General features: G+C 41.2%; 17 protein-coding genes and 1 riboswitch. Of the genes, 6 read left to right on the plus strand and 11 right to left on the minus strand.

Translation table 11 applies throughout. The annotated features are described in order from the left end of the window. Positions 1 to 284 precede the first annotated feature (284 nt). Positions 285 to 1,205, minus strand: coding sequence for an aldo/keto reductase (locus tag GJS40_RS06230; protein WP_270896984.1), 921 nt, complete (start codon positions 1,203 to 1,205; stop codon positions 285 to 287). A 231-nt stretch (positions 1,206 to 1,436) separates the two neighbouring features. Continuing rightward, a riboswitch (cyclic di-GMP riboswitch) is annotated at positions 1,437 to 1,521 on the plus strand. A 47-nt stretch (positions 1,522 to 1,568) separates the two neighbouring features. Between GJS40_RS06230 and GJS40_RS06235 the strand changes: the two genes are divergently transcribed. Together GJS40_RS06235 and GJS40_RS06240 are read left to right on the plus strand one after the other, a co-directional pair. After that, entirely contained in the window at positions 1,569 to 1,982 is a 414-nt protein-coding gene (locus GJS40_RS06235) for a hypothetical protein (protein WP_270896985.1), read from the plus strand. Positions 1,983 to 2,229: 247 nt separating this feature from the next. Then, positions 2,230 to 2,778 (plus strand): GNAT family N-acetyltransferase, encoded by a 549-nt coding sequence (locus GJS40_RS06240; RefSeq protein WP_270896987.1) that lies wholly within the window; start codon positions 2,230 to 2,232, stop codon positions 2,776 to 2,778. 733 nt (positions 2,779 to 3,511) lie between these two features. On the opposite strand, the gene GJS40_RS06245 is transcribed toward GJS40_RS06240, so the two are convergent. After that, a complete protein-coding gene (locus GJS40_RS06245) occupies positions 3,512 to 4,921 on the minus strand; it encodes an NAD-dependent succinate-semialdehyde dehydrogenase (RefSeq protein WP_270897020.1) in 1,410 nt (469 codons plus the stop codon). A 186-nt stretch (positions 4,922 to 5,107) separates the two neighbouring features. On the opposite strand from GJS40_RS06245, the gene GJS40_RS06250 reads away from it, so the two are divergent. Next, the gene (locus tag GJS40_RS06250; RefSeq protein ID WP_270896988.1) at positions 5,108 to 6,115 is read left to right on the plus strand and encodes an LLM class flavin-dependent oxidoreductase; all 1,008 of its coding nucleotides are present in this window, start codon (positions 5,108 to 5,110) and stop codon (positions 6,113 to 6,115) included. A gap of 45 nt (positions 6,116 to 6,160) precedes the next feature. On the opposite strand, the gene bioB is transcribed toward GJS40_RS06250, so the two are convergent. After that, complete coding sequence (bioB, locus tag GJS40_RS06255; protein ID WP_377902118.1) at positions 6,161 to 7,150, minus strand: biotin synthase BioB; 990 nt, start codon at positions 7,148 to 7,150, stop codon at positions 6,161 to 6,163. A 263-nt stretch (positions 7,151 to 7,413) separates the two neighbouring features. On the opposite strand from bioB, the gene GJS40_RS06260 reads away from it, so the two are divergent. From GJS40_RS06260 to GJS40_RS06270, 3 genes are all read left to right on the plus strand, one after another. Beyond that, positions 7,414 to 9,399: a methyl-accepting chemotaxis protein gene (locus GJS40_RS06260; RefSeq protein ID WP_270896990.1), complete on the plus strand. Its 1,986-nt coding sequence runs from the start codon at positions 7,414 to 7,416 to the stop codon at positions 9,397 to 9,399. A gap of 196 nt (positions 9,400 to 9,595) precedes the next feature. After that, the gene (gene pruA / locus GJS40_RS06265; protein WP_270896991.1) at positions 9,596 to 11,143 is read left to right on the plus strand and encodes an L-glutamate gamma-semialdehyde dehydrogenase; all 1,548 of its coding nucleotides are present in this window, start codon (positions 9,596 to 9,598) and stop codon (positions 11,141 to 11,143) included. Positions 11,144 to 11,218: 75 nt separating this feature from the next. Beyond that, positions 11,219 to 12,136, plus strand: coding sequence for a proline dehydrogenase family protein (locus GJS40_RS06270; protein ID WP_270896992.1), 918 nt, complete (start codon positions 11,219 to 11,221; stop codon positions 12,134 to 12,136). A gap of 309 nt (positions 12,137 to 12,445) precedes the next feature. On the opposite strand, the gene hpaE is transcribed toward GJS40_RS06270, so the two are convergent. Genes hpaE through GJS40_RS06310 form a run of 8 tightly spaced genes read right to left on the minus strand, consistent with a single transcriptional unit; the run spans position 12,446 to position 19,810 of the window. Then, on the minus strand, positions 12,446 to 13,936 hold the full coding sequence (hpaE, locus tag GJS40_RS06275; protein WP_270896993.1) for a 5-carboxymethyl-2-hydroxymuconate semialdehyde dehydrogenase: 1,491 nt from the start codon (positions 13,934 to 13,936) through the stop codon (positions 12,446 to 12,448). A 21-nt stretch (positions 13,937 to 13,957) separates the two neighbouring features. Beyond that, positions 13,958 to 14,869 (minus strand): 2,4-dihydroxyhept-2-ene-1,7-dioic acid aldolase, encoded by a 912-nt coding sequence (gene hpaI, locus GJS40_RS06280; protein WP_270896995.1) that lies wholly within the window; start codon positions 14,867 to 14,869, stop codon positions 13,958 to 13,960. 44 nt (positions 14,870 to 14,913) lie between these two features. After that, the gene (locus GJS40_RS06285; RefSeq protein ID WP_270896996.1) at positions 14,914 to 16,215 is read right to left on the minus strand and encodes a TRAP transporter large permease; all 1,302 of its coding nucleotides are present in this window, start codon (positions 16,213 to 16,215) and stop codon (positions 14,914 to 14,916) included. Next, positions 16,212 to 16,706: a TRAP transporter small permease gene (locus GJS40_RS06290; protein ID WP_270896997.1), complete on the minus strand. Its 495-nt coding sequence runs from the start codon at positions 16,704 to 16,706 to the stop codon at positions 16,212 to 16,214. The genes GJS40_RS06285 and GJS40_RS06290 overlap by 4 nt, the downstream gene beginning before the upstream one ends. 27 nt (positions 16,707 to 16,733) lie before the next feature. Further along, positions 16,734 to 17,807: a TRAP transporter substrate-binding protein gene (locus GJS40_RS06295; protein WP_270896998.1), complete on the minus strand. Its 1,074-nt coding sequence runs from the start codon at positions 17,805 to 17,807 to the stop codon at positions 16,734 to 16,736. A 50-nt stretch (positions 17,808 to 17,857) separates the two neighbouring features. Next, positions 17,858 to 18,244, minus strand: coding sequence for a 5-carboxymethyl-2-hydroxymuconate Delta-isomerase (locus tag GJS40_RS06300; RefSeq protein ID WP_270896999.1), 387 nt, complete (start codon positions 18,242 to 18,244; stop codon positions 17,858 to 17,860). A gap of 31 nt (positions 18,245 to 18,275) precedes the next feature. Beyond that, positions 18,276 to 19,019, minus strand: coding sequence for a fumarylacetoacetate hydrolase family protein (locus GJS40_RS06305; protein WP_270897000.1), 744 nt, complete (start codon positions 19,017 to 19,019; stop codon positions 18,276 to 18,278). Beyond that, the gene (locus GJS40_RS06310) at positions 19,016 to 19,810 is read right to left on the minus strand and encodes a fumarylacetoacetate hydrolase family protein (RefSeq protein WP_270897002.1); all 795 of its coding nucleotides are present in this window, start codon (positions 19,808 to 19,810) and stop codon (positions 19,016 to 19,018) included. The genes GJS40_RS06305 and GJS40_RS06310 overlap by 4 nt, the downstream gene beginning before the upstream one ends. Between the last annotated feature and the right edge of the window lie 23 nt (positions 19,811 to 19,833).

A 19,833-nucleotide genomic window follows, 5' to 3' on the forward strand; every position in this document is an offset into this window, starting at 1 on the left:
CCATCTATCCGCTTCATTTACTCTGTATCACCTTTGGCAGAAAGGACTTTGTTTTGTTCAGCAAACTCATCCAGTGATACCTAGCCTTATATGAAGTTCGTGTTCCTCGGACCGGAAGTTTGCCGCCTGCTTCCTTCAGATTCCGCGTCACCACGGACACCCTTGCGTTAAGCTAACCACTACTTCTACCTTCGTGGCTCGGGACTTGCACCCTATAGACTACACCCATGCCGGGCGCACTAAAAGAGGAAGCGCTCGTTCTCCGTGCGCTTCCTTATTTTTCATTATTTTGTTGCTTGTGGATGATCATCGGAAACGATATCTAACGAAGCTGCATTTGCATTGGCTTCCACTTGTTCTGGATTTTTGCATCCTGGAATAACAGCTGTCACTGCCGGATGTTTCAAGCACCATGCAAGCGCCCATGTAGCCATTGGGACACCTTCCGGAACTTCATTTCGTTTAATTTCTTCAGCAAGAGCTAATTTTCGTTTCGTATCTTCTTTATCTCGTAAATGACGGACATCATTGTCTGCAAACGTATCACCCGGTTGATACTTTCCACTTAAAAATCCGCTAGCAAGCGGTACACGGGCAAGAACCCCGAGATTTTCTTTCTCACAAATCGAAAAAACCTCTTCTTCAGGCGTTCGGTCCAATCGATTATAGACGACTTGAATCACTTTTGAACCGAATTGGACTGATTTTTCCGTCTGGAACGTATTATTATTTTTTGCAATGGACGTGCCAAGGTGACGAATTTTTCCTGCTTCTATTTGCTTATCAAGCATCGTCCACAAGTCGTCATTGTCAAACGCTTCGTCCGGACCGGAATGAAATTGATACAAATCAATATAGTCTGTTTGTAATGCACGTAATGAATCGTCGAGCTGTTTTAACGCTGATACAGGGTCGTAGCGATCGGTGCGATCATAAAAACCATGGAACTCATGACCAAATTTTGTCGCAAGTACCCAATTTTCTCGATCTTTCTTAATCGCTTCTCCGATAAATTTTTCAGATAAATGATCCCCGTAACATTCAGCTGTATCAATAAAATTAATCCCGACTTCTCTTGCTTTATCAAAAATTGCGTCCACTTCTTTTTGGGTATAATCGACACCCCATTCTCCACCAAACTGCCATGTGCCAAGACCTACAACAGACACACGCAATCCCGTTTTTCCTAACACACGATACTTCATCTTCACCGCTCCTTTCTGACGTTATATTTTACTATAACGAATCCATTTTTTAAAAACAAAACCTATTTATAAAAAGGAAATTATTTCTTGACTGCGACTTTTCGAATGGTATAATATTCTCATAGTAAAGATTTTTAAGAATTTTTTTAATGAATAAAGGACTAAATGAATCAACTTTGTTCGAGTTTTAATGTTTATTACTTCATTATGAAAGCAATTTATATTTTAAAATATAGATATGGAAACTGTGAAAAATTTGCTGTTATTTGGGCGCTTGGCAAATTTGGAGTTAGTAGCGCAACCGACCAGGCATGATTTGTCCTGGCTTTTTTTATTACAACCTTTTTTAGCGAGGTGTTCTAATTGAATTCGATAAAAACAAAATTGATAGCAACCATTTTTATTCTTACCGTTATCCCTGTTATCGTTTTAGGCGTTACCAACGTCCAAACGTCTCAACAAGCGATGTACACTATGGCAGTTCAAGATCTTGAATATATTACAGAATTGAAGAAAAATGAACTGAACCTCATCATTGAGCAACACGGTGACGATGCAATAGAAGAACTTGATGCCGCTACTCAAGACATACATGAATCTTATTATTCTCCGAATGAACAAAATGGTTACGGTTACATTCTTGATAAAGATGGAATCGCTATCACTCACTTAAATCCTGACTTAATTGGATACGACACATCTGGATTAGAGTGGTCCCAACAAATCAACGAAGACGTTAAGCAATCAATCGCATCAGCTCGTAGGAAACATCGATGACATCAAAACGAGTTCTTTACGCATCGATCAAAACATTCAACACATCGCAAGCGCGTCAGAAGAACAAACCGCCACAATGCAAGAAGTAACTAGCGCGTCAGAATTTTTAACAAAGCAGACAGATATACTAGAAGAAGAAAGTAATAAATTTAAAACTTAAGAAAAGAGAAGGACCTTTCACTCACTATCATTTTCAAAACATGGTATTCTAAAGATACATAATCTAAATAAGGTGGTAGAACGTCATATGCAGCCAATAACCATTTCTATGTTTCCTTCTAATGCTAATGTAGATGTAGAACGCATAACAAATATCGTAAACCGTGTCTATCGCACTTCAGAAAATGGGTTATGGAAAAAAGAGGTTGTTCGTACGTCGATGGAAGAAATAAGAGAATTTATACAACATGGTGAGATTGCTGTCGCTCAAACGAGAGATACAATTGTTGGTTGTGTTCGGATTCGACAGGTTCATGAAGAAACGGGAGAACTTGGAATGCTAGCAGTGGATGAAACATACCAAGGGAATGGAATTGGACGTGCGTTAATTCATTTTGCCGAAAAAGAGTGCAAAAAAGAGAACTTACAGAAAATACAACTGGAATTGTTAGTACCAGAAGAAGGAGCTCACCCTGCCAAAGTCGCTCTCGAAAAATGGTACAAGCGTCTAGGCTACCAACCTGTGCGTACAGAAATGTTAGAGACCTCCTATCCAAAACTCGCACCAATGCTCGCTGTCCCTTGTAAATTTATCGTGTTTGAAAAGGAACTAAAGGAGACCCAAATGAGCTATTGATCGTGATATATATTTTGTAAGCGTCACAAATGAGGGGGGATACATTTTCCGTTTTCATCTAGCGTCACCATACCTCACATAACTAAGATGCAGGAATAGATGAAAGAGGCTGTCTAATAAGTCCTGAAAAATAAATCGAGAGTTCCTTTCAACACAATCATTTAGCGCTGAAACGGTGGCATGAGCGATCCATGGCTTGTTTCCATTATCTATTTTTGAATGAAACAGTGTTATGAGCCATTCATGGCTTGCTTCCATTAGCTATTTTTATATGAAACGATGGCATGACTATTCAACAATTTGGTGTTGGAAACATGCCTATTCGGGCAAGAGGCGTTTCCAGAAGCAATTTTTGATGAAGCGGTAACAAAAAATGTCCAAAAAGTCACCAATAATGACTTTTTGGACAGCTCCTTTCATCATTGCTCTTCTCTTGATTGTGGAAGTGCTTCATATACACTCCTTGAACATTTTCACCGCTTTTTCCACATGGAAGTGCTCCACTCCAGGACTTCGAACACTTCCGTAACGATGAAGTCCCTGCATATGAATCAATGGCGCCTCGTAGTCATTGCGTCAGATTTTGAATCGAGCTTGCTTGATTCACTTCCTTGCAACATCTCTGACAGAAGTGGGGACTTCTGCTGAGGAAAGTTAAAACAGAACGTTTGCCCTCCACTGGGTTAACAGCAGTAACAACCGGTCAATGATGTTGCTGGTGATTTTTTTGTGCCTAAATTTTAAACGATGTATATTTAATTTCAAGAAATTCCTCGATACCGTAATAGCCGCCTTCTCTTCCGATGCCGCTTTCCTTCATCCCACCGAAAGGAGCTTGCGGCGTGGATGGGACACCGTCATTAACACCAACAATTCCATACTCTAACGCTTCGCTGATGCGGAAAGCACGGGATAAATCTTTTGTAAAGACATAGGCCGCCAAACCAAAGTCGGTGTCGTTTGCTCGTTCGATCGCTTCTTCGTCTGTTTTAAAAGTTGCAATTGGGGCGACTGGACCAAACGTTTCTTCAGTCATGCAAAGCATGTCTTCAGTAGCATTCATAATGACAGTTGGTGTATAAAACAGATCTCCTTTTTCATGTCGCACGCCACCGCTCACAATTTTCGCTCCTTTTGCTTTTGCATCTTCGACATGTTTCTCCACTTTTTCTATCGCGTCTTCATCAATGAGCGGGCCGATTGTCACCCCTTCTTCCAGACCGTCTCCCACCGTTAAATTTTCCACTGCTTTTGCCATTTTTTCAGCGAATGGTTCTGCGATGGACTCGTGTACATACATTCGATTGGAACAAACGCACGTCTGACCTGCGTTACGATATTTTGACTGTACCGCTCCTTCCACTGCTTGGTCAATGTCGGCATCATCCATGACGATGAGCGGTGCTTGTCCGCCCAGTTCTAAAGATACTTTTTTTAACGTACGAGCAGATCCTTCCATGAGAAGCTTGCCCACCGGCGTAGAACCTGTAAATGTTAATTTTCTCACTCGTTTGTCGTCCAGCCATGCTTTTCCGATATCAGACGCTTCTCCTGTCACAACATTCACTACTCCGGCAGGAATTCCGGCTTCTTCCGCCAGTTCCGCAAGCATGATCGCAGTTAAAGGTGTTTGTTCTGCAGGTTTAATGACGACGGTACATCCTGCCGCAAGCGCCGGACCGACTTTTCTCGTAATCATTGCCGCCGGAAAGTTCCATGGAGTAATGACAGCTGCAACGCCAACTGGTTGTTTTTGTACGATGATTCGCTTATCTGACTGAGATGCCGGAATCGTGTCACCGTAAATACGCTTTGCTTCTTCCGCGTACCATTTAATGAAGCCATTGGCGTAATTCACTTCTCCATATGCTTCTTGATATGGCTTTCCTTGTTCTTTTGTCATCAGCGTTGCCATTTCTTCTTTGTTCTCATCAATTAACTCATACCAACGATACAACAAGGATGAACGTTCATCGGCTGTTTTCTTTGACCATGTTTTAAATGCTTCGTGTGCAGCATCAACTGCTAACGTCGCTTCCTTTCTTCCTCCTTCTGGTACCGTCCCAACTATTTGTTGCGTTGAAGGATTAACTACTTCTGTTTTTTCCAGCTCATTGCCAACCCATTTCCCGTTGATATACATGAACTTGTCCACTGTACATCCTTCCTTTCTGCCTTCTTTTTCTACTCTCTATTGTATTCTTTTTTTCCCGTCCTTTCCCTTTTTCTAACTTCAAACGAAAGCGGATTTCTTTTTCTCACACGATATTATTGATAATATGAGAATAATAGATAGTTAAAATGATGAAGCAAAGGAAGCGTGAAACCGATGACAACATTAAAAGATATACGTTTCTCCGTTCTTGATCTTTCCCCGATTGTAGAAGGCGGAACCATTTCTCAGTCTTTTCAAAACACATTGGACTTAGCCCAACACGTAGAAAAATGGGGATATCATCGCTTTTGGTTGGCAGAACATCACAATATGCCGTTTATCGGTAGTTCTGCAACGTCGGTATTAATTAGTTATGTTGCAAATGGCACTTCCACAATTCGTGTTGGATCCGGTGGTATTATGCTTCCAAACCACTCACCACTTGTGATCGCAGAACAATTTGGAACGCTCGAGTCCCTTTTCCCGGGTCGAATTGACCTCGGACTCGGTCGAGCGCCGGGAACGGATCAATTAACCGCCCAAGCACTGAGAAGAAATAGCGGAGACGATGGTCACAATTTCCCTCAGCAACTAACAGAATTAAGAGCTTATTTTGATCCATCGATTTTATCAAAACCACTACCCGTTCGAGCTTTTCCGGGACACGGCCTAAAGATTCCGATTTGGCTTCTCGGCTCCAGTGGTTTTAGTGCGCAGCTCGCGGGGCAACTCGGTTTACCTTTTGCGTTTGCGAGCCATTTTTCACCGAAGTATACAATCCCGGCTCTGGAAATTTATCGGAATGCGTTTCAACCGTCTGACGTTCTCGATGAGCCATATGCCATTGTTTGTCTGAATGTGATTGCTGCCGAAACCGATGAAGAAGCGAATTATTTAAGCACGTCGTTACAACAACAATTTTTACATTTAATTCGAAGAACGGAAAAACCGATCCAGCCTCCAGTAGATAACTTGGATGAAATGATCACAGTGTACGAAAAAAATGCATTGGAAGAACAGTTGGGTACTTCTATTTTCGGAAGCAAAGAAACGGTAGAAGAAAAACTTACCGCTTTTTTAGAAGATACAGAGGCGGACGAAATTATGGTGAATGGAACGATTTACGACCATGAGAAACGTCTCCGTTCCTTTGAATTGATCTCTGAAATTTTTTCGTCATAAAAATAAGGCCGTCTTTTCCAAATGGGAAGAGACGGCGTTCTACTTTTATAGAGCACATTCTTCAATCGTAAAACCGAGGTCTTCTATGATTTCATCGTCTTTTTTCACCTCTTGCCCAGCTGTCGTTAAATAGTCTCCTACAAAGACAGAGTTGGCAGCATAAAGGGCGAGAGGTTGCAAATGACGAAGATTAAATTCTCTTCCTCCAGAAACGCGAATTTCTTTTGTTGGATTGACAAAACGCATCAGTGCCAACACTTTTAACGCTTTAATCGGCTTCGTTCGTTCGTAATTGGCGAGAGGTGTCCCTTCAATAGGATGCAAAAAGTTCACAGGAATAGAATCCGCATTCAGCTTTCTTAACGCGAAAGCCATTTCCACAATTTGTTCATCCGACTCCCCCATTCCGATAATGCAGCCGGAACAAGGAGAAATTCCAACATCTTTTGTGATTTCCACTGTATCCACCCGGTCTTCATATGTATGCGTTGTCGTAATGTTTCCATAATTGTCTTTATGAGTATTCAAGTTATGATTGTAACGATCCACTCCTGCTTCTTTTAACCGTGCCGCTTTCTCCTCGGATAAAATCCCGAGACAAGCACAGATTTTTAGTGGCATCGTCTCTTTAATTTCTTTCACGGCAGAAACGACGTGATCAATATCTTTATTGCTCGGTTGACGTCCACTGGCGACGATGCAATACGTCCCTGCTTTTCGCCTCATCGCTTCTTTTGCTCCCGCGACAATCGTCTCTTTATCTAAATAATTGTACGTCTCAATCGGAGAATCTGCGACAATGGACTGAGAACAATAGCCGCAATCTTCCGGGCACAGTCCGCTTTTCGCATTCATAATCATATTTAACTTTACTTTGTTACCGTAATAATGATGGCGAACTTTGTAACTTGCATCCATGATAGCAAGTATTTCTTCCTCTTTTGCTTGTAATATTTGCAAACCTTCATCAAAAGTGATTATTTCTCCTGCGATTGTTTTTTCTGCCATTCTTCTCCAATCTAGCGTCACTTGCATCCTTTTCATCTCTCCTATCATTTGTTAACCTATTTTATTTAAATGTTAACATTTTCCGTTGAATGGAGCAACTACCTATTTTGCACTGACAAATTATTTTTTCTACATAATAAATTGGAGTGAAATAAATCTGTTAATAATAAAATTTCGCCAATTAAAAAAGTTTAACGCTTTCATCCTATTTTATAGAAAACTATTCCAATGTAATACATTCGTACCAATTCCTTTGATATACTAGGGGATGTTTAGAAAGGATGGTGTGCATGTTTCGCCAAAAACGCTCTCTTAGAAGGAAATTGCTGATTCTTCTTTTGCTCGTCGGAATCTTACCGATGGTGACCATTGCTTCGATTATCTACTTTAATAGTACTAATGAAATCATTACGAAAGAGCGAGATGCAATGGAAAGCTTAACGATAAGCTACGCGGACTCGATAGAACAGCGGCTTGATACATTTCTTACTGAAATTCGATTAGCTGCACAAACTGAAAATATTTTGTCCGGAGATCTCTCATTGCGATTAGACCTGATGAATAAAGTAAAAGAGCAAGATGATTATACATATGAAACAGTTGTTTTCACTGATCCTGGTGGTATCGTCCGCGCTCATACGACCGAGGAAAATATTGGGCAACTATATCTCGGAGATCGCCCTTATTTCCAAAAAGCCCTTGATGGGGAAGAAAATTTTTCTGAAATTATTACGTCTCTTACAACCGGAAACCGGATTATTACAATTGCTGTTCCAGTAAATAATCAGGAAGAAGAAACAATTGGTGTGATGTCTGCCACGGTCAACTTTGAAGAACTTGTATCGAGTCTATTAAACATGACTGGAAGAGCAGAAGCCATCTTAGTGGATAACGAAGGCATCGTTCAATTGCATCCGAATGAAAGTTATACTGGCTTGTCTACAGATGAAATAGATGATGATTGGAAACGTGCCTTGGAAGAAGGTAAAGATGTGACGGATTCATCCGTTGTCTCCATTAATGACAAAGACCACCTCCTTACACACGCTCCGATCCCGCTGTCCGACTACCATTTATATTTAATCACACCAATGGAAGAGATTTTATCTGTGACAGATCACGTTCGCTTCATTAGTATTGTCGTCGCCATCATTGTCCTTATCATCATTTCTGTTGTTGCTCTCCGGTTTGCTCGCAAGATAAGCGCACCGATTCTACAAATGACAGAAAAAGTAAAGCAAGTTGCGCAAGGGGATTTATCCGGAGAAAAGATAAAAGTTGAAACAAATGATGAGATTGGAGAATTAGCAACTCATTTTCAAACGATGACCGATCATTTGAAAGAAATTATTTACAAAATGGAAGAAAGCAGTAACGTGCTCACTTCTTCTGCACAACAGTTATCTGCAGCGGCCCAGCAGTCTAGTCAATCATCGGAAAATATTACTTCTTCGATTCAACACATTGCAAGTAGTGCGGAAAATCAAAAAGTGAAGACACAACTGAATATGGGGTACTTACACGAAATGACAACGCATATTGAAAGCTTGGCAGTTTCTGCTTCTGAAATTTCCAACCATGCCTCCGAAACATTCAATCAAACAGAAAAAGGAAGTCAAGCGATTCTTAACACACAGCAAAAAATGAAAGCAATCCATGAGGCCGTGCAAACTTCTGCCGATGTCAATCAAGCGTTACAAACATACTCTCTAGAAATTGAAAAGATTATTGAGTTTATTTCTGATATTGCCGAACAAACGAATTTACTCGCTTTAAATGCAGCCATTGAAGCGGCAAGAGCAGGAGAGCACGGAAAAGGATTTGCGGTGGTAGCCAACGAAGTGCGTAAACTCGCCGAAGAATCCCATCAATCCTCGGAGCAAATTACAAACATCATTGAAAACATGAAGGAACAAATCATCGCTTCCACCACTTCAGTCAACGATGTCACGGATGAAGTACAAGATGGTTTAGAAGTAGTAAACGAAACGAAAAACATTTTTGAATTAATTCGTACTTCTACCGACGAAGTCACGGACCAAATTGAAGACATCGCTTCGACATCAAACCATGTATCTGAACGAGGAAAAGAAGTCACTTCTTCTTTTGAAGAGATGACTCATTTAAGTGAACAAATGTCAGCAAGTACCCAAACCATCGCAGCAGCATCTGAAGAACAATTTGCCTCTACCGAAGAAATTGACGCTTCCAGTCACTCTTTACAAGAAAAAGCGGAAGAATTAACACAGATTGTTCAACGATTTAAAACGAAATAACGTACAAGAGGTTGCCTTCCTCACCCGGGGCAACCTTTTTTATCATCGTGTCACTCTTGGCGTCGAACTTTATCTCTTTTTCCCCACATCTTCTTACCTGCATCGTAGGTTGTTCTGTTTTACACTTTTCTTTCATACATTCATTATAGTTGAGCTAGAAGAGATGTCTCTTTTATGAATAAAGGAAGGTGATTTTATGTTACCGCCGTACCATCACGAACCTTTCACTGATTTTTCGATCCAAGAAAACCGTCATTCCTTTGAAAAAGCGCTCCTACAGTTAGAAAGACAATTAGGCCGAGAACATCCGCTCCTCATTCAAGGGGAAGAGATTTTCACAGAAGAAAAAATCATTTCATACAATCCTGCCAAAAAAGATGAAGTGATTGGTGTGGTCGCAAAAGCAAATAAAGAATTAGCGGAAAAAGCAATAAAAAGTGCGGAGGAAACGTTCCATACATGGAAAAAAGTAGACTCGAAGGAAAGAGCAAGTCTTCTCGTGAAAGCTGCTGCCATTGTGCGAAAAAGAAAACATGAATTTTCTTCCTTATTAGTAAAAGAAGCCGGGAAACCGTGGAACGAAGCGGATGCGGACACCGCTGAAGCAATAGACTTTATGGAATATTACGCGAGACAAATGATTGAGATCGCTAAAGGGAAAAGTGTTTGTAGCCGCTCTGGAGAAGCAAACGAACATACGTATATTCCCCGCGGAGTAACCGTCACGATTCCTCCGTGGAACTTTGCTCTTGCCATTATGGTTGGAACCACAGTTGCTCCGATTGTCGCAGGAAATACTGTCATCTTAAAACCTGCCAGTAACACCCCTGTCATTGCTGCTTATTTTGTCGATGTGCTCAAAGAAGCCGGTCTCCCTCCAGGAGTGTTGCAATTTCTTCCTGGGAGCGGTGAAGAGATAGGAAACTATTTAGTAAAACACCCGAAAGTTTCTCTTATTACTTTCACCGGATCGAAAGAAGTCGGAACATACATTTACGAACAAGCAGCGAGCGTCCGACCACAGCAAACTCATTTAAAAACCGTGCTGGCAGAAATGGGCGGAAAAGATACAATTATCGTGGATAAAGAGTCTGACTTAGACATTGCTGTCGACGCGATTTTAACCTCTGCGTTTGGATTCTCGGGACAAAAATGCTCTGCGGGCTCTCGGGTCGTAGCACATGAAAAAATATATGATCAAGTATTAGAAAAATCCGTTCAGAAAGCAAAAGAGTTAAAAGTAGGAAACCCTGCCTTGCATGATACGAATGTCGGCCCGGTTATTGACCAATCCGCATATGACAAAATTATGCACTACATTCACCTCGGTAAAACAGAAGCTCGCCTTGTGACTGGTGGAAAAGGAACGGATGCAACAGGTTATTTCATTCAACCGACGATTTTTGCCGATGCTCCTCCCACTTCTACCATTATGCAAGAAGAAATTTTCGGTCCCGTCGTTGCTTTTACGAAAGCGAGCCATTTCCAACATGCCCTTGACATTGCTAACAATACCGAATATGGCTTAACTGGTGCCATCATTTCAAACAACCGCTCTCACATTCAACAGGCAAAAGAAGACTTCCATGTCGGTAACTTATATATTAATCGCAATTGTACCGGTGCGATTGTCGGCTACCAACCTTTTGGCGGATTTAACATGTCGGGAACAAACGCGAAAGCAGGAGGACCTGATTATTTACTTCTCTACATGCAAGCGAAAACAATCTCCGAAAAGTTCTAACAGATGACCTCTCGAACGAATGGATTCGAGAGGTTCCTTCCATTATTGACACTCGCACGAAAGGAGAAATGAACGGTGATCCACCAAATGACGAGAAGTTTTTTCTTGTTTTTATCTTCTCGTACCACTTTAAATACTTTCGCGCAAAAATGGGGGTTGAAATTCGGAGCTTCTCACATTGTTGCTGGACAAACAATGAATGACGCACTCCGGGTCGCAGAATCATTACACTCCCAAGGACTCACTTGTATTTTTGATCACTTGGGAGAATTTGTGCACTCTAAAGAAGAAGCAAGAGAAGCAACAAATGCAGCCATTGCTACCATTGAACGAATCGCCACTTCCCCATTAGATATCCATCTTTCGGTAAAGTTAACCCAGTTAGGACTTAGCATCGATGAAGATTTCTGCTTACAAAACATGACAGACATCGTAGCAGCCGCCAAAAAGCATCAAGTGTTCGTTTGCATTGATATGGAAAACTACACCCATTATGAACAAACGTTACGCATTTTAGAAAAATTACGCCAACAAAATGAGCAAGTAGGAACGGTATTACAAGCATATCTCCGCCACGCGATGAAAGATTTAAAACAACTTCACGACGTACCTTTGCGCTTAGTAAAAGGGGCGTATAAAGAATCGGAAAAAGTTGCTTTTCAAAAGAAAGAAATCATCGATGAACATTTTTACCGCATGATTACTACCCACTTAAAAGAAGGAGTCTTTACAGCCATCGCCACCCACGACCACCGAATCATAGAAAAAGTCATTTCTTTTGTACAAAAAAACAACATCCCGACAGACACTTTTGAATTTCAATTTTTATATGGATTCCGTCCAAACTTGCAGCAACAATTAGTACAACAAGGCTACGCTGTACGCATCTATGTTCCTTTTGGAAAAGACTGGTTTGGCTACTTTATGCGGCGGTTAGCAGAACGACCGCAAAATATCTCCTTTGCCATGCGCGGACTCCTTCAGCGGAAATAATCAGATGATATTCTCTGTCCATTAAAGTCATACGACCTTTTGATAGCATTTTCATTAAAAATCATGTCGCATGAATCGTTTATGCGACACATCCATCTCATTTTTAGTGCATAATTGGTCGTATAAACCAAAAAATCAGTGAAAACAACCTCATACTTACCATTTTAAAGCTTCATGCGACCATAACACGAAAATTTTCGTAGTTTAGACGTCGTATAGAAAAACTGTCTTTACCCTTTATCATCTTCATTACTAGGGTGAAAAGAAGCGTCTATCGCGGACATATCCACGAAAAGACGCTTCAATTATTTATTTCCCAAACTGAGGAATTGGGTGGTCACTTATTGCGACATGAATCACTTTCTGTTCCGTGTAAAAGTCAAAAGCATAGTGGCCTCCTTCACGACCAATTCCGGAAGCTTTCATTCCTCCAAATGGAATGCGTAAGTCCCTTACATTTTGAGAGTTCACCCAAATCATTCCCGCGTCAATTTGATGAGCGACTCGATGTCCTTTTTTCATATCGTTCGTCCAAACATATCCAGCAAGACCGTAATCGATTTGATTGGCGAGTCGAATCGCTTCTTCTTCATCTTGAAATGTCATCACCGTTAATACTGGACCAAATATTTCTTCTTGCGCCACTCTCATACTATTTTCCGCATGAACAATCAACGTTGGAGCGACAAAGTTTCCCGCTTGGAGGGATTCGGGAATTGGGCGGGTGATCACTTCTGCTCCTTCTTCTTCAGCAATGTTGAAATAGCTCGTCACTTTATCATAGTGTTCCGTATGAATCAGCGGCCCTACTTCTGTTGCATCGTCTAATGGATCACCGATTTTTACATGTTCAACCCTTTTTTTCAGCGCTTCCATAAATTTATCTTTGATTCCTTCTTGTAAAAAGAGGCGAGAGTTGGCGGTACATCTTTCTCCGTTAAAAGAAAAGATTCCCCAAATCGCTGCATCGAGGGCGCGTTCAAAGTCGGCATCGTCAAACACAATGATCGGTGATTTTCCACCTAATTCCATCGAACAGTCTTTCAAATGGTCGGCACTGTTTTTAATAATTGTTTTACCCGTTACCGTCTCCCCAGTAAATGATATGAGGGGAACATCCGGGTGTCGTACGAGGGCATCTCCTGCTGTTTCCCCAAATCCATGCACGACATTGAACACTCCATTCGGTAAACCCGCTTCCGCTACCACTTCCGCAAGGACATTGGCAGTGAGCGGAGAAAATTCCGCCGGTTTTAAAACAACTGTATTTCCTGTAGCAAGAGCTGGTGCTACTTTCCACGTTTCCAGCATAAAAGGAGCGTTCCACGGGGTGATGAGTCCAGCAACACCAATGGGAGTCCGAATCGTATAATTAATAAACTGATCGTCCACTTGATACGCTTCTCCTACTAATCGACTTTCGGCCATATTGGCGTAAAAGCGAAAGTTTTGAGACGCTCGGCTTACCATTTTCCGCGTTTGTTTTATTGGTAAACCTGTATCTAATGATTCAAAGTAAGCAATCTCTTCGATTCTCTGATCAATCATATCCGCTATGCGGTACATATAAGACATTCTTTCTGAGCGTTTTATCGTTTTCCACGTACGATGAAAAGCAACACTCGCCGCTTCCACCGCTTTGTCAATATCCGCGCGACTCCCCGATTCCACATCATTTATTTTTTCATTTGTATACGGATTGATGTTTTCAAACGTTTCTCCAGATGCACTGCGGACAAATTCGCCATTGATAAATAACAAAATATCTTCTTGCTTTGAATGTTCCAACTTTGCTGTCACGACTCTCCTCCCCCTTTCGTTTTACTTTTCCAATAATTCCATATTTACAAGCGTTTCTCGCACTTCTTGTTGAATCGCTTCGGATGGAACCCCAAGAGGCATCCGAATATTTGGTGCAATTTTCCCCATCATTCCTAGCGCCACTTTTGTGACCGTCGGGTTCGTATCTTTAAATAGCACATCATTTAACGGCATCAGTTCAAAATGCAAGTCTTGCGCTTTTTTCACGTCTCCCGATTCCCAAGCGTTATATAAGGCAGCTACTTTCGCTGGCGCGACGTTTGCGGTAGCACTGATAAAGCCCGCACCACCAATGGCAAGCATCGGGTAACATAACAGTTCAATTCCTGAATATAATAAAAAGTCACGACCGCAATATAAGAGCACTCGGTTCACATGTTCAAAGTCTTTGTTCGATTCTTTCGCGCCGATAATGTTCGGGCAATCTTCCACCAATCTTTTCATTGTGGTCACTTCCAGGTTAACTGCAGTCCGTCCAGGAATGTTGTAAATAATGATCGGAATATCCACAGAATCTGCGACGGTTTTGAAATGTTGATAGAGCGCTTCTTGGTTTGGACGGTTGTAATAAGGGACAATGACCATCGCTGCATCTGCCCCTAACTCTTCCGCGTATTTCGTTAACTCCATCGTCTCATCGTGATTGGTGGATCCTGTTCCGGGAGCGAAGAACACCCTTCCGTCAATCGCTTTTTTCGCGTGTCTCATCACTTGTTTCCTCTCTTCTGTCGTTAACGAACTAGGCTCTCCGCTCGTCCCTGTCACAGAAATGCCGTGACTACCACTTTCAATTTGCCAGTCAATCAGTTTTTCAAAGGTTTCAAAATCGATGGAGCCATCCTCTTTAAATGGAGTCACTACCGGACAAATAGAACCTCTTAGTTTCTTTTTTGCTTCGTCATACTTTGACATAGCGATCCACTCCTTTATCTCGTCATCATATCAATTAACGATATTTACCTCATGTAATCTGGGAGAAAAGTAACGATGCCAGGGAAAATAACAATGAGTAATAGACAGACCACCATCATGAGTAACATCGGGATTACCCCTTTAAAAATTTTTTCTATTGGAATATCTTTTGCAACTCCACTGATAATGTAGACACTAATCCCAAGTGGTGGTGTAATCAAACCCATATTCATAACAAAGACCATTACTACTCCAAACCAAACTCCGTCATAACCGAGCATCGTAATCAGTGGATATACAACAGGCAGCGTTAATACAAAGATAGCAATTCCTTCTAAAAATAGACCTAAAATAAAATAGACTACTAAAATGAGAAAAGTAATCATTAGCGGAGAAAACTCTAACTGAGATACAAATTGGGTAATTGCCACCGGGATTCTGCTTAAAGCGAGAAATTTACTAAAAATATCTGCACCGATTAAAATGAAAAATATCATCGCGGTTAATCTCGTGGTGGCACTCAATGATGTTATAAACCCCTCCCAAGTCAGTCTTCTCGTAAGAAGCGTTAAGAGAAAAGCTCCAAATGCCCCCACACCACCTGCTTCCGTTGGTGTGAAAAAACCGTAATAAATACCTCCAATACTTAAAGCAAATAAAAAGATAAAGGGCCAAATTTTTGTTAAAGAGGTTAATTTTTCGGAAAATGACTTTTTATTTGTCGTAGGAGCAATGGCAGGATTTCTTGAAACTAATATATATATGGCAATCATGAATAGCACCATTTGTAACAAGCCGGGTATTAATCCTGCAATTAACAATTTACCGATCGGTTCCATCGTTAAGATGCCATATAAAACTAAAATGACACTAGGAGGAATAAGAATTCCAAGTGTTCCTCCTGCTGCCACACAAGCAGTGGACAGTTGCTTATCGTATTGATACTTCTCCATTTCCGGTAATGCAATACGAGCCATTGTCGCTGTCGTGGCATTGACAGAACCAGAAATTGCTGAAAACATCGCACTCGTTCCAATGGTCGTCATCGCGAGACCACCTTTAATATGACCAATCCAAGCATCAACCGCAGTGTACAAATCTTTTCCAAATCCACTATAAGAGAGAAACATCCCCATTAAAATAAATAGCGGAATGACACTTAATGAATAAGAACTGGCGGTGGAGAACGGAGTCGTTCCTAACTGAACAACAGCAGATTCCCAATCTCGGATGATCGCAAGCCCTACGGTGCCAACAATAATCAGTGAAATGCTCACCGGAACACGGAGTAAAAACAATACGAGTAGCGCGGCGATTCCTAACCAACCTATCATTTCCGGGCTCATGATTTCCTCACCGCCCTTCGGAATCGGTATATCGCTTTAAAAATTGCTGTAAGGGCAAAAATGGCGAGCGTAAACATTACTACAAAAAGAAATGGATACATGGGTAGCGCTAAATCGGTGGTCGTAGCATTTCTTTCCATCATTCGCAGCCCGTTATCAAAAACATGTCTTGCCATCAAAAAGAGAACGATGGCAATAATAATTTCCACCACTCCGATCATGAAATGACGTAAAGGAAGAGGAAATCGGTCCACGAGAAAATCTATTCCTATATGCTCATCTTTACGATGAGTCATAGCGAGTGCGAAAAAAACAAGCAAAGCGGACCCTAATTCTGTCAATTCCACTGTTCCCGTAATTGGTTTATTCCATAGATTTCTTCCTAACACATCCAATGTAATGATAAACATGATAAATAGAAGAAATAGATTCGCAATGAATTGCTCCAGTTCCACTATTTTTTGAATATATTTTTCTATTTTATTTATCATAGGGCTTTCACTCCCCATTTACGGACCTTATTTGGTCGCTTGGTCAAATAACTCTTGCGCCGGCAATCCTCTCCCTTCCACATTTTCTATCCAATGATTAATCGTCGGATCAATATATTCTCTCCATTCATCCAACTCTTCTTCACTTAACTCATAAAATTCAATTCCTTTTTCTCGTGCTTCTTCCGCTGCTTCCGCTCCAATTTGATCAAAAGCTTCTCCTGTCTTTTTCACCATGTTTTCTCCCGCTAACTCTTGTATGATCTGTTGGTCTTCTTCACTGAAGCTATTCCAAGTGTCTTCATTCATTACGACAAACATCGTCGTAGAATAAAAATTACCGACCGTTACGTAATTAATGACTTCATTTAATCCCCAAGTTTTTACTGCTTCCCAAGGAGCAATTGTTCCGTCCACAACACCTCGTTCTAACGCTTCAAAGTTTTCGTTCATCGGCATCGACACTGGTGTTGCACCAAGCGCTTCTAACCATTCACTCGTTTCAGGAGACGGTGAACGAATCCGCATTCCTTTTAAATCCTCAATACTTTTTACTGGTTTATCCACCGTGTATAATTGACCTGGATCGGTCGTGTATAACCAAAGTGGTACTGTTCCTGCATACTCTTCATCAAATTCATCAAAACTGTTATAGAGATCCCACAACGCTTGGGACCCTTCCGTTGCAGAAGTTGACATAAATGGTAATTCCATTACTGAAGTGAGCGGAAATTGATTCGGGGTGTAGCCATGAACACTTAATGCGATGTCAACCGAACCTGTTGCCGCAGCATCAAAATGTTCATCCGGTGCTGCTAAAGAAGCCCCTGGATATGACGTAATTTGAATTCTTCCGTCCGTTGCTTCATTTAATTCCGCACTAAACTCTTGAATGACATCTTCCATGAAGTGGGTCGGTGGAAAAAAATGCGAAAAATCTAATTCAACTTCGGCAACTTCCGTGGTCGCTTCCCCACCGGAAGCAGATGTCTCTTCTTCTACACCCGTATCTTCCTCTCCCCCTCCGCAGCCAACAAGAAACAACATCCCGACAACAATCGCTGAAAGTGCGATTTTCCATTTGATTTTCCAAGTCATCATGTTTTCACTCCTTTATTTTTATGATCTTCGCAAGCATCCACCTACATTTCTTATTCATCCTTATACCGGGCATGAATGTTGTTTTTCTTGTATGTTGTTCTTGTAAATTCATACACTTCCATTGATAATGCAAAATAGCGCGTTTCAAATAAATGATGAAAATATTCTTCAAGTACGCGAAATAATCGCTCGCTTACTTGTTGGATGACTGCATCCGAACGCCCTTTTCCCAGTTTCAATGTCACGTGAACAAAGGCTGCTTCTACTTGTCCATCGGCAATACAATAATGGACTAATTTCATCGCTCGACTTCGCAAACCACCCTTTGGAATGACCTCCGGATACTCTAGTAATGTGTCATTTATTTTTTGTAAAAGAGTAGGGATATGAGTCTCTTCTTCAATATTATTTGTGTACTCCACAATGACATGTGGCATTGGTATCCCTTCTTTCGCCTTTTGTTTCCCTTTACGCTTCTGTAATAATGGTATTCATCAACCGACCGATTCCTTCTATTTCTGTAACTACTTCATCTCCAACTTTCGTATCAACAGAACCTTTCGGGGTACCGGTTAAAATGACGTCATTTTCATGTAAGGTCATAAACGAACTAAGATATTCAATCAACTCCGGTATTGAAAAAATCATGTCTTTCGTCGAACCAACTTGTTTTAATTCTCCATTTACGTACGTCCGAAGTTCTAAATTCATCGGGTCTTGTATGGCTTCTTTATCGACCATCCAAGGTCCAATGGGAGTAGCGCCGTCTCGGTTTTTCACACGAAAATTGGGGCGGTAATAGTTTTCTAAATAATCTCGAAAGGCATAATCGTTTGCGATCGTGTAGCCGCGTACGTAATCATACGCTTCTTCCTTTTTAATATGTTTGCCACTTCGTCCAAGCACAACGGCAAGCTCACATTCATAATGCATATATGTCACATCCGAAGGTCTGACGGTACAAGCGCGATGTCCGATAAAAGTATTTCGACCTTTCAGAAAAATTAACGGTTGCGTTGGTGTTTGAAAAGAGAGCTCTTTTGCATGATCGGCATAGTTTAGTCCTAATGCAAACACTGTCTCCGGTACAACAGGAGGTAGCCAAACAACTTCTTCTTCCTGTCGAAGGCGACCATCGTGTAATTGGATCATCCCATCTTTTTCTGTGGCATCAAAAATCGTTCCATGAACACTTACCCTTCCTCTTTTCACGAGACGTTGCCTCCTCCCTTGACAATCTCATTTTCAGGAATCATTCGATTTTCAAGTGTACCTACTCCTTCGATCGTAACCGTTACAAGATCATGAGACTTTGCCAAGGGGGGATTTGCAGGGAAACCAAGTAACAAAACATCTCCTTTATACAAAGTCATAAAATCGGTTACATCCGCGATGAGCTTTTCCACGGAACGGATAAAATGATTGGTGGTATACTCTCCTTTTACTTTTCCATTCACCGTTACTTGTATCGTTAATTGGTTCGGGTTTGAGAGAGATTCTTTAGATACAATCCATGGTCCAATCGGTAAAAAGCCGTCGCGACATTTTTCCTTAATGGCTGGGCGGTGAAAATTGTCGTGTGGGATCGTCACATCATTTGCGATAGTATATCCTAACACATAATCTAACGCATCCTGTTCTGTTACTTTTGTAGCCGTCTTTCCAATGACAATTCCTAATGAAGCGCCCATTTGGAGCTCTTTTTCTCCTTCTGGTAACGGAATCGGTGTACCGGTACTAATCCACGTGTTTTTCGGTTTCATATATAAAATAGGATGTTTAGGAGGTTCTTTGTACGGTTTTTCTTTCATGTGAGGTAAAAATTGGTCATAAGCAGCTCGATCATTCAATAGCGTTCCGTATACCGTGTGACGAACAGGAACATCAAAAGGCAATGAATCAATCTCATAGGATACACCGCTCATTTCGATTTCCTTCTCGTTTTTTACCACTCCATCAAGAAATGATTGTACTCCTTGTAATTTGAACTTTACTTGTTTCATTCTTCATCAACTCCTTCTGTTCA

Source organism: Aliibacillus thermotolerans (assembly GCF_027853235.1).
GTDB classification, from domain to species: domain Bacteria; phylum Bacillota; class Bacilli; order Bacillales; family Marinococcaceae; genus Aliibacillus; species Aliibacillus thermotolerans.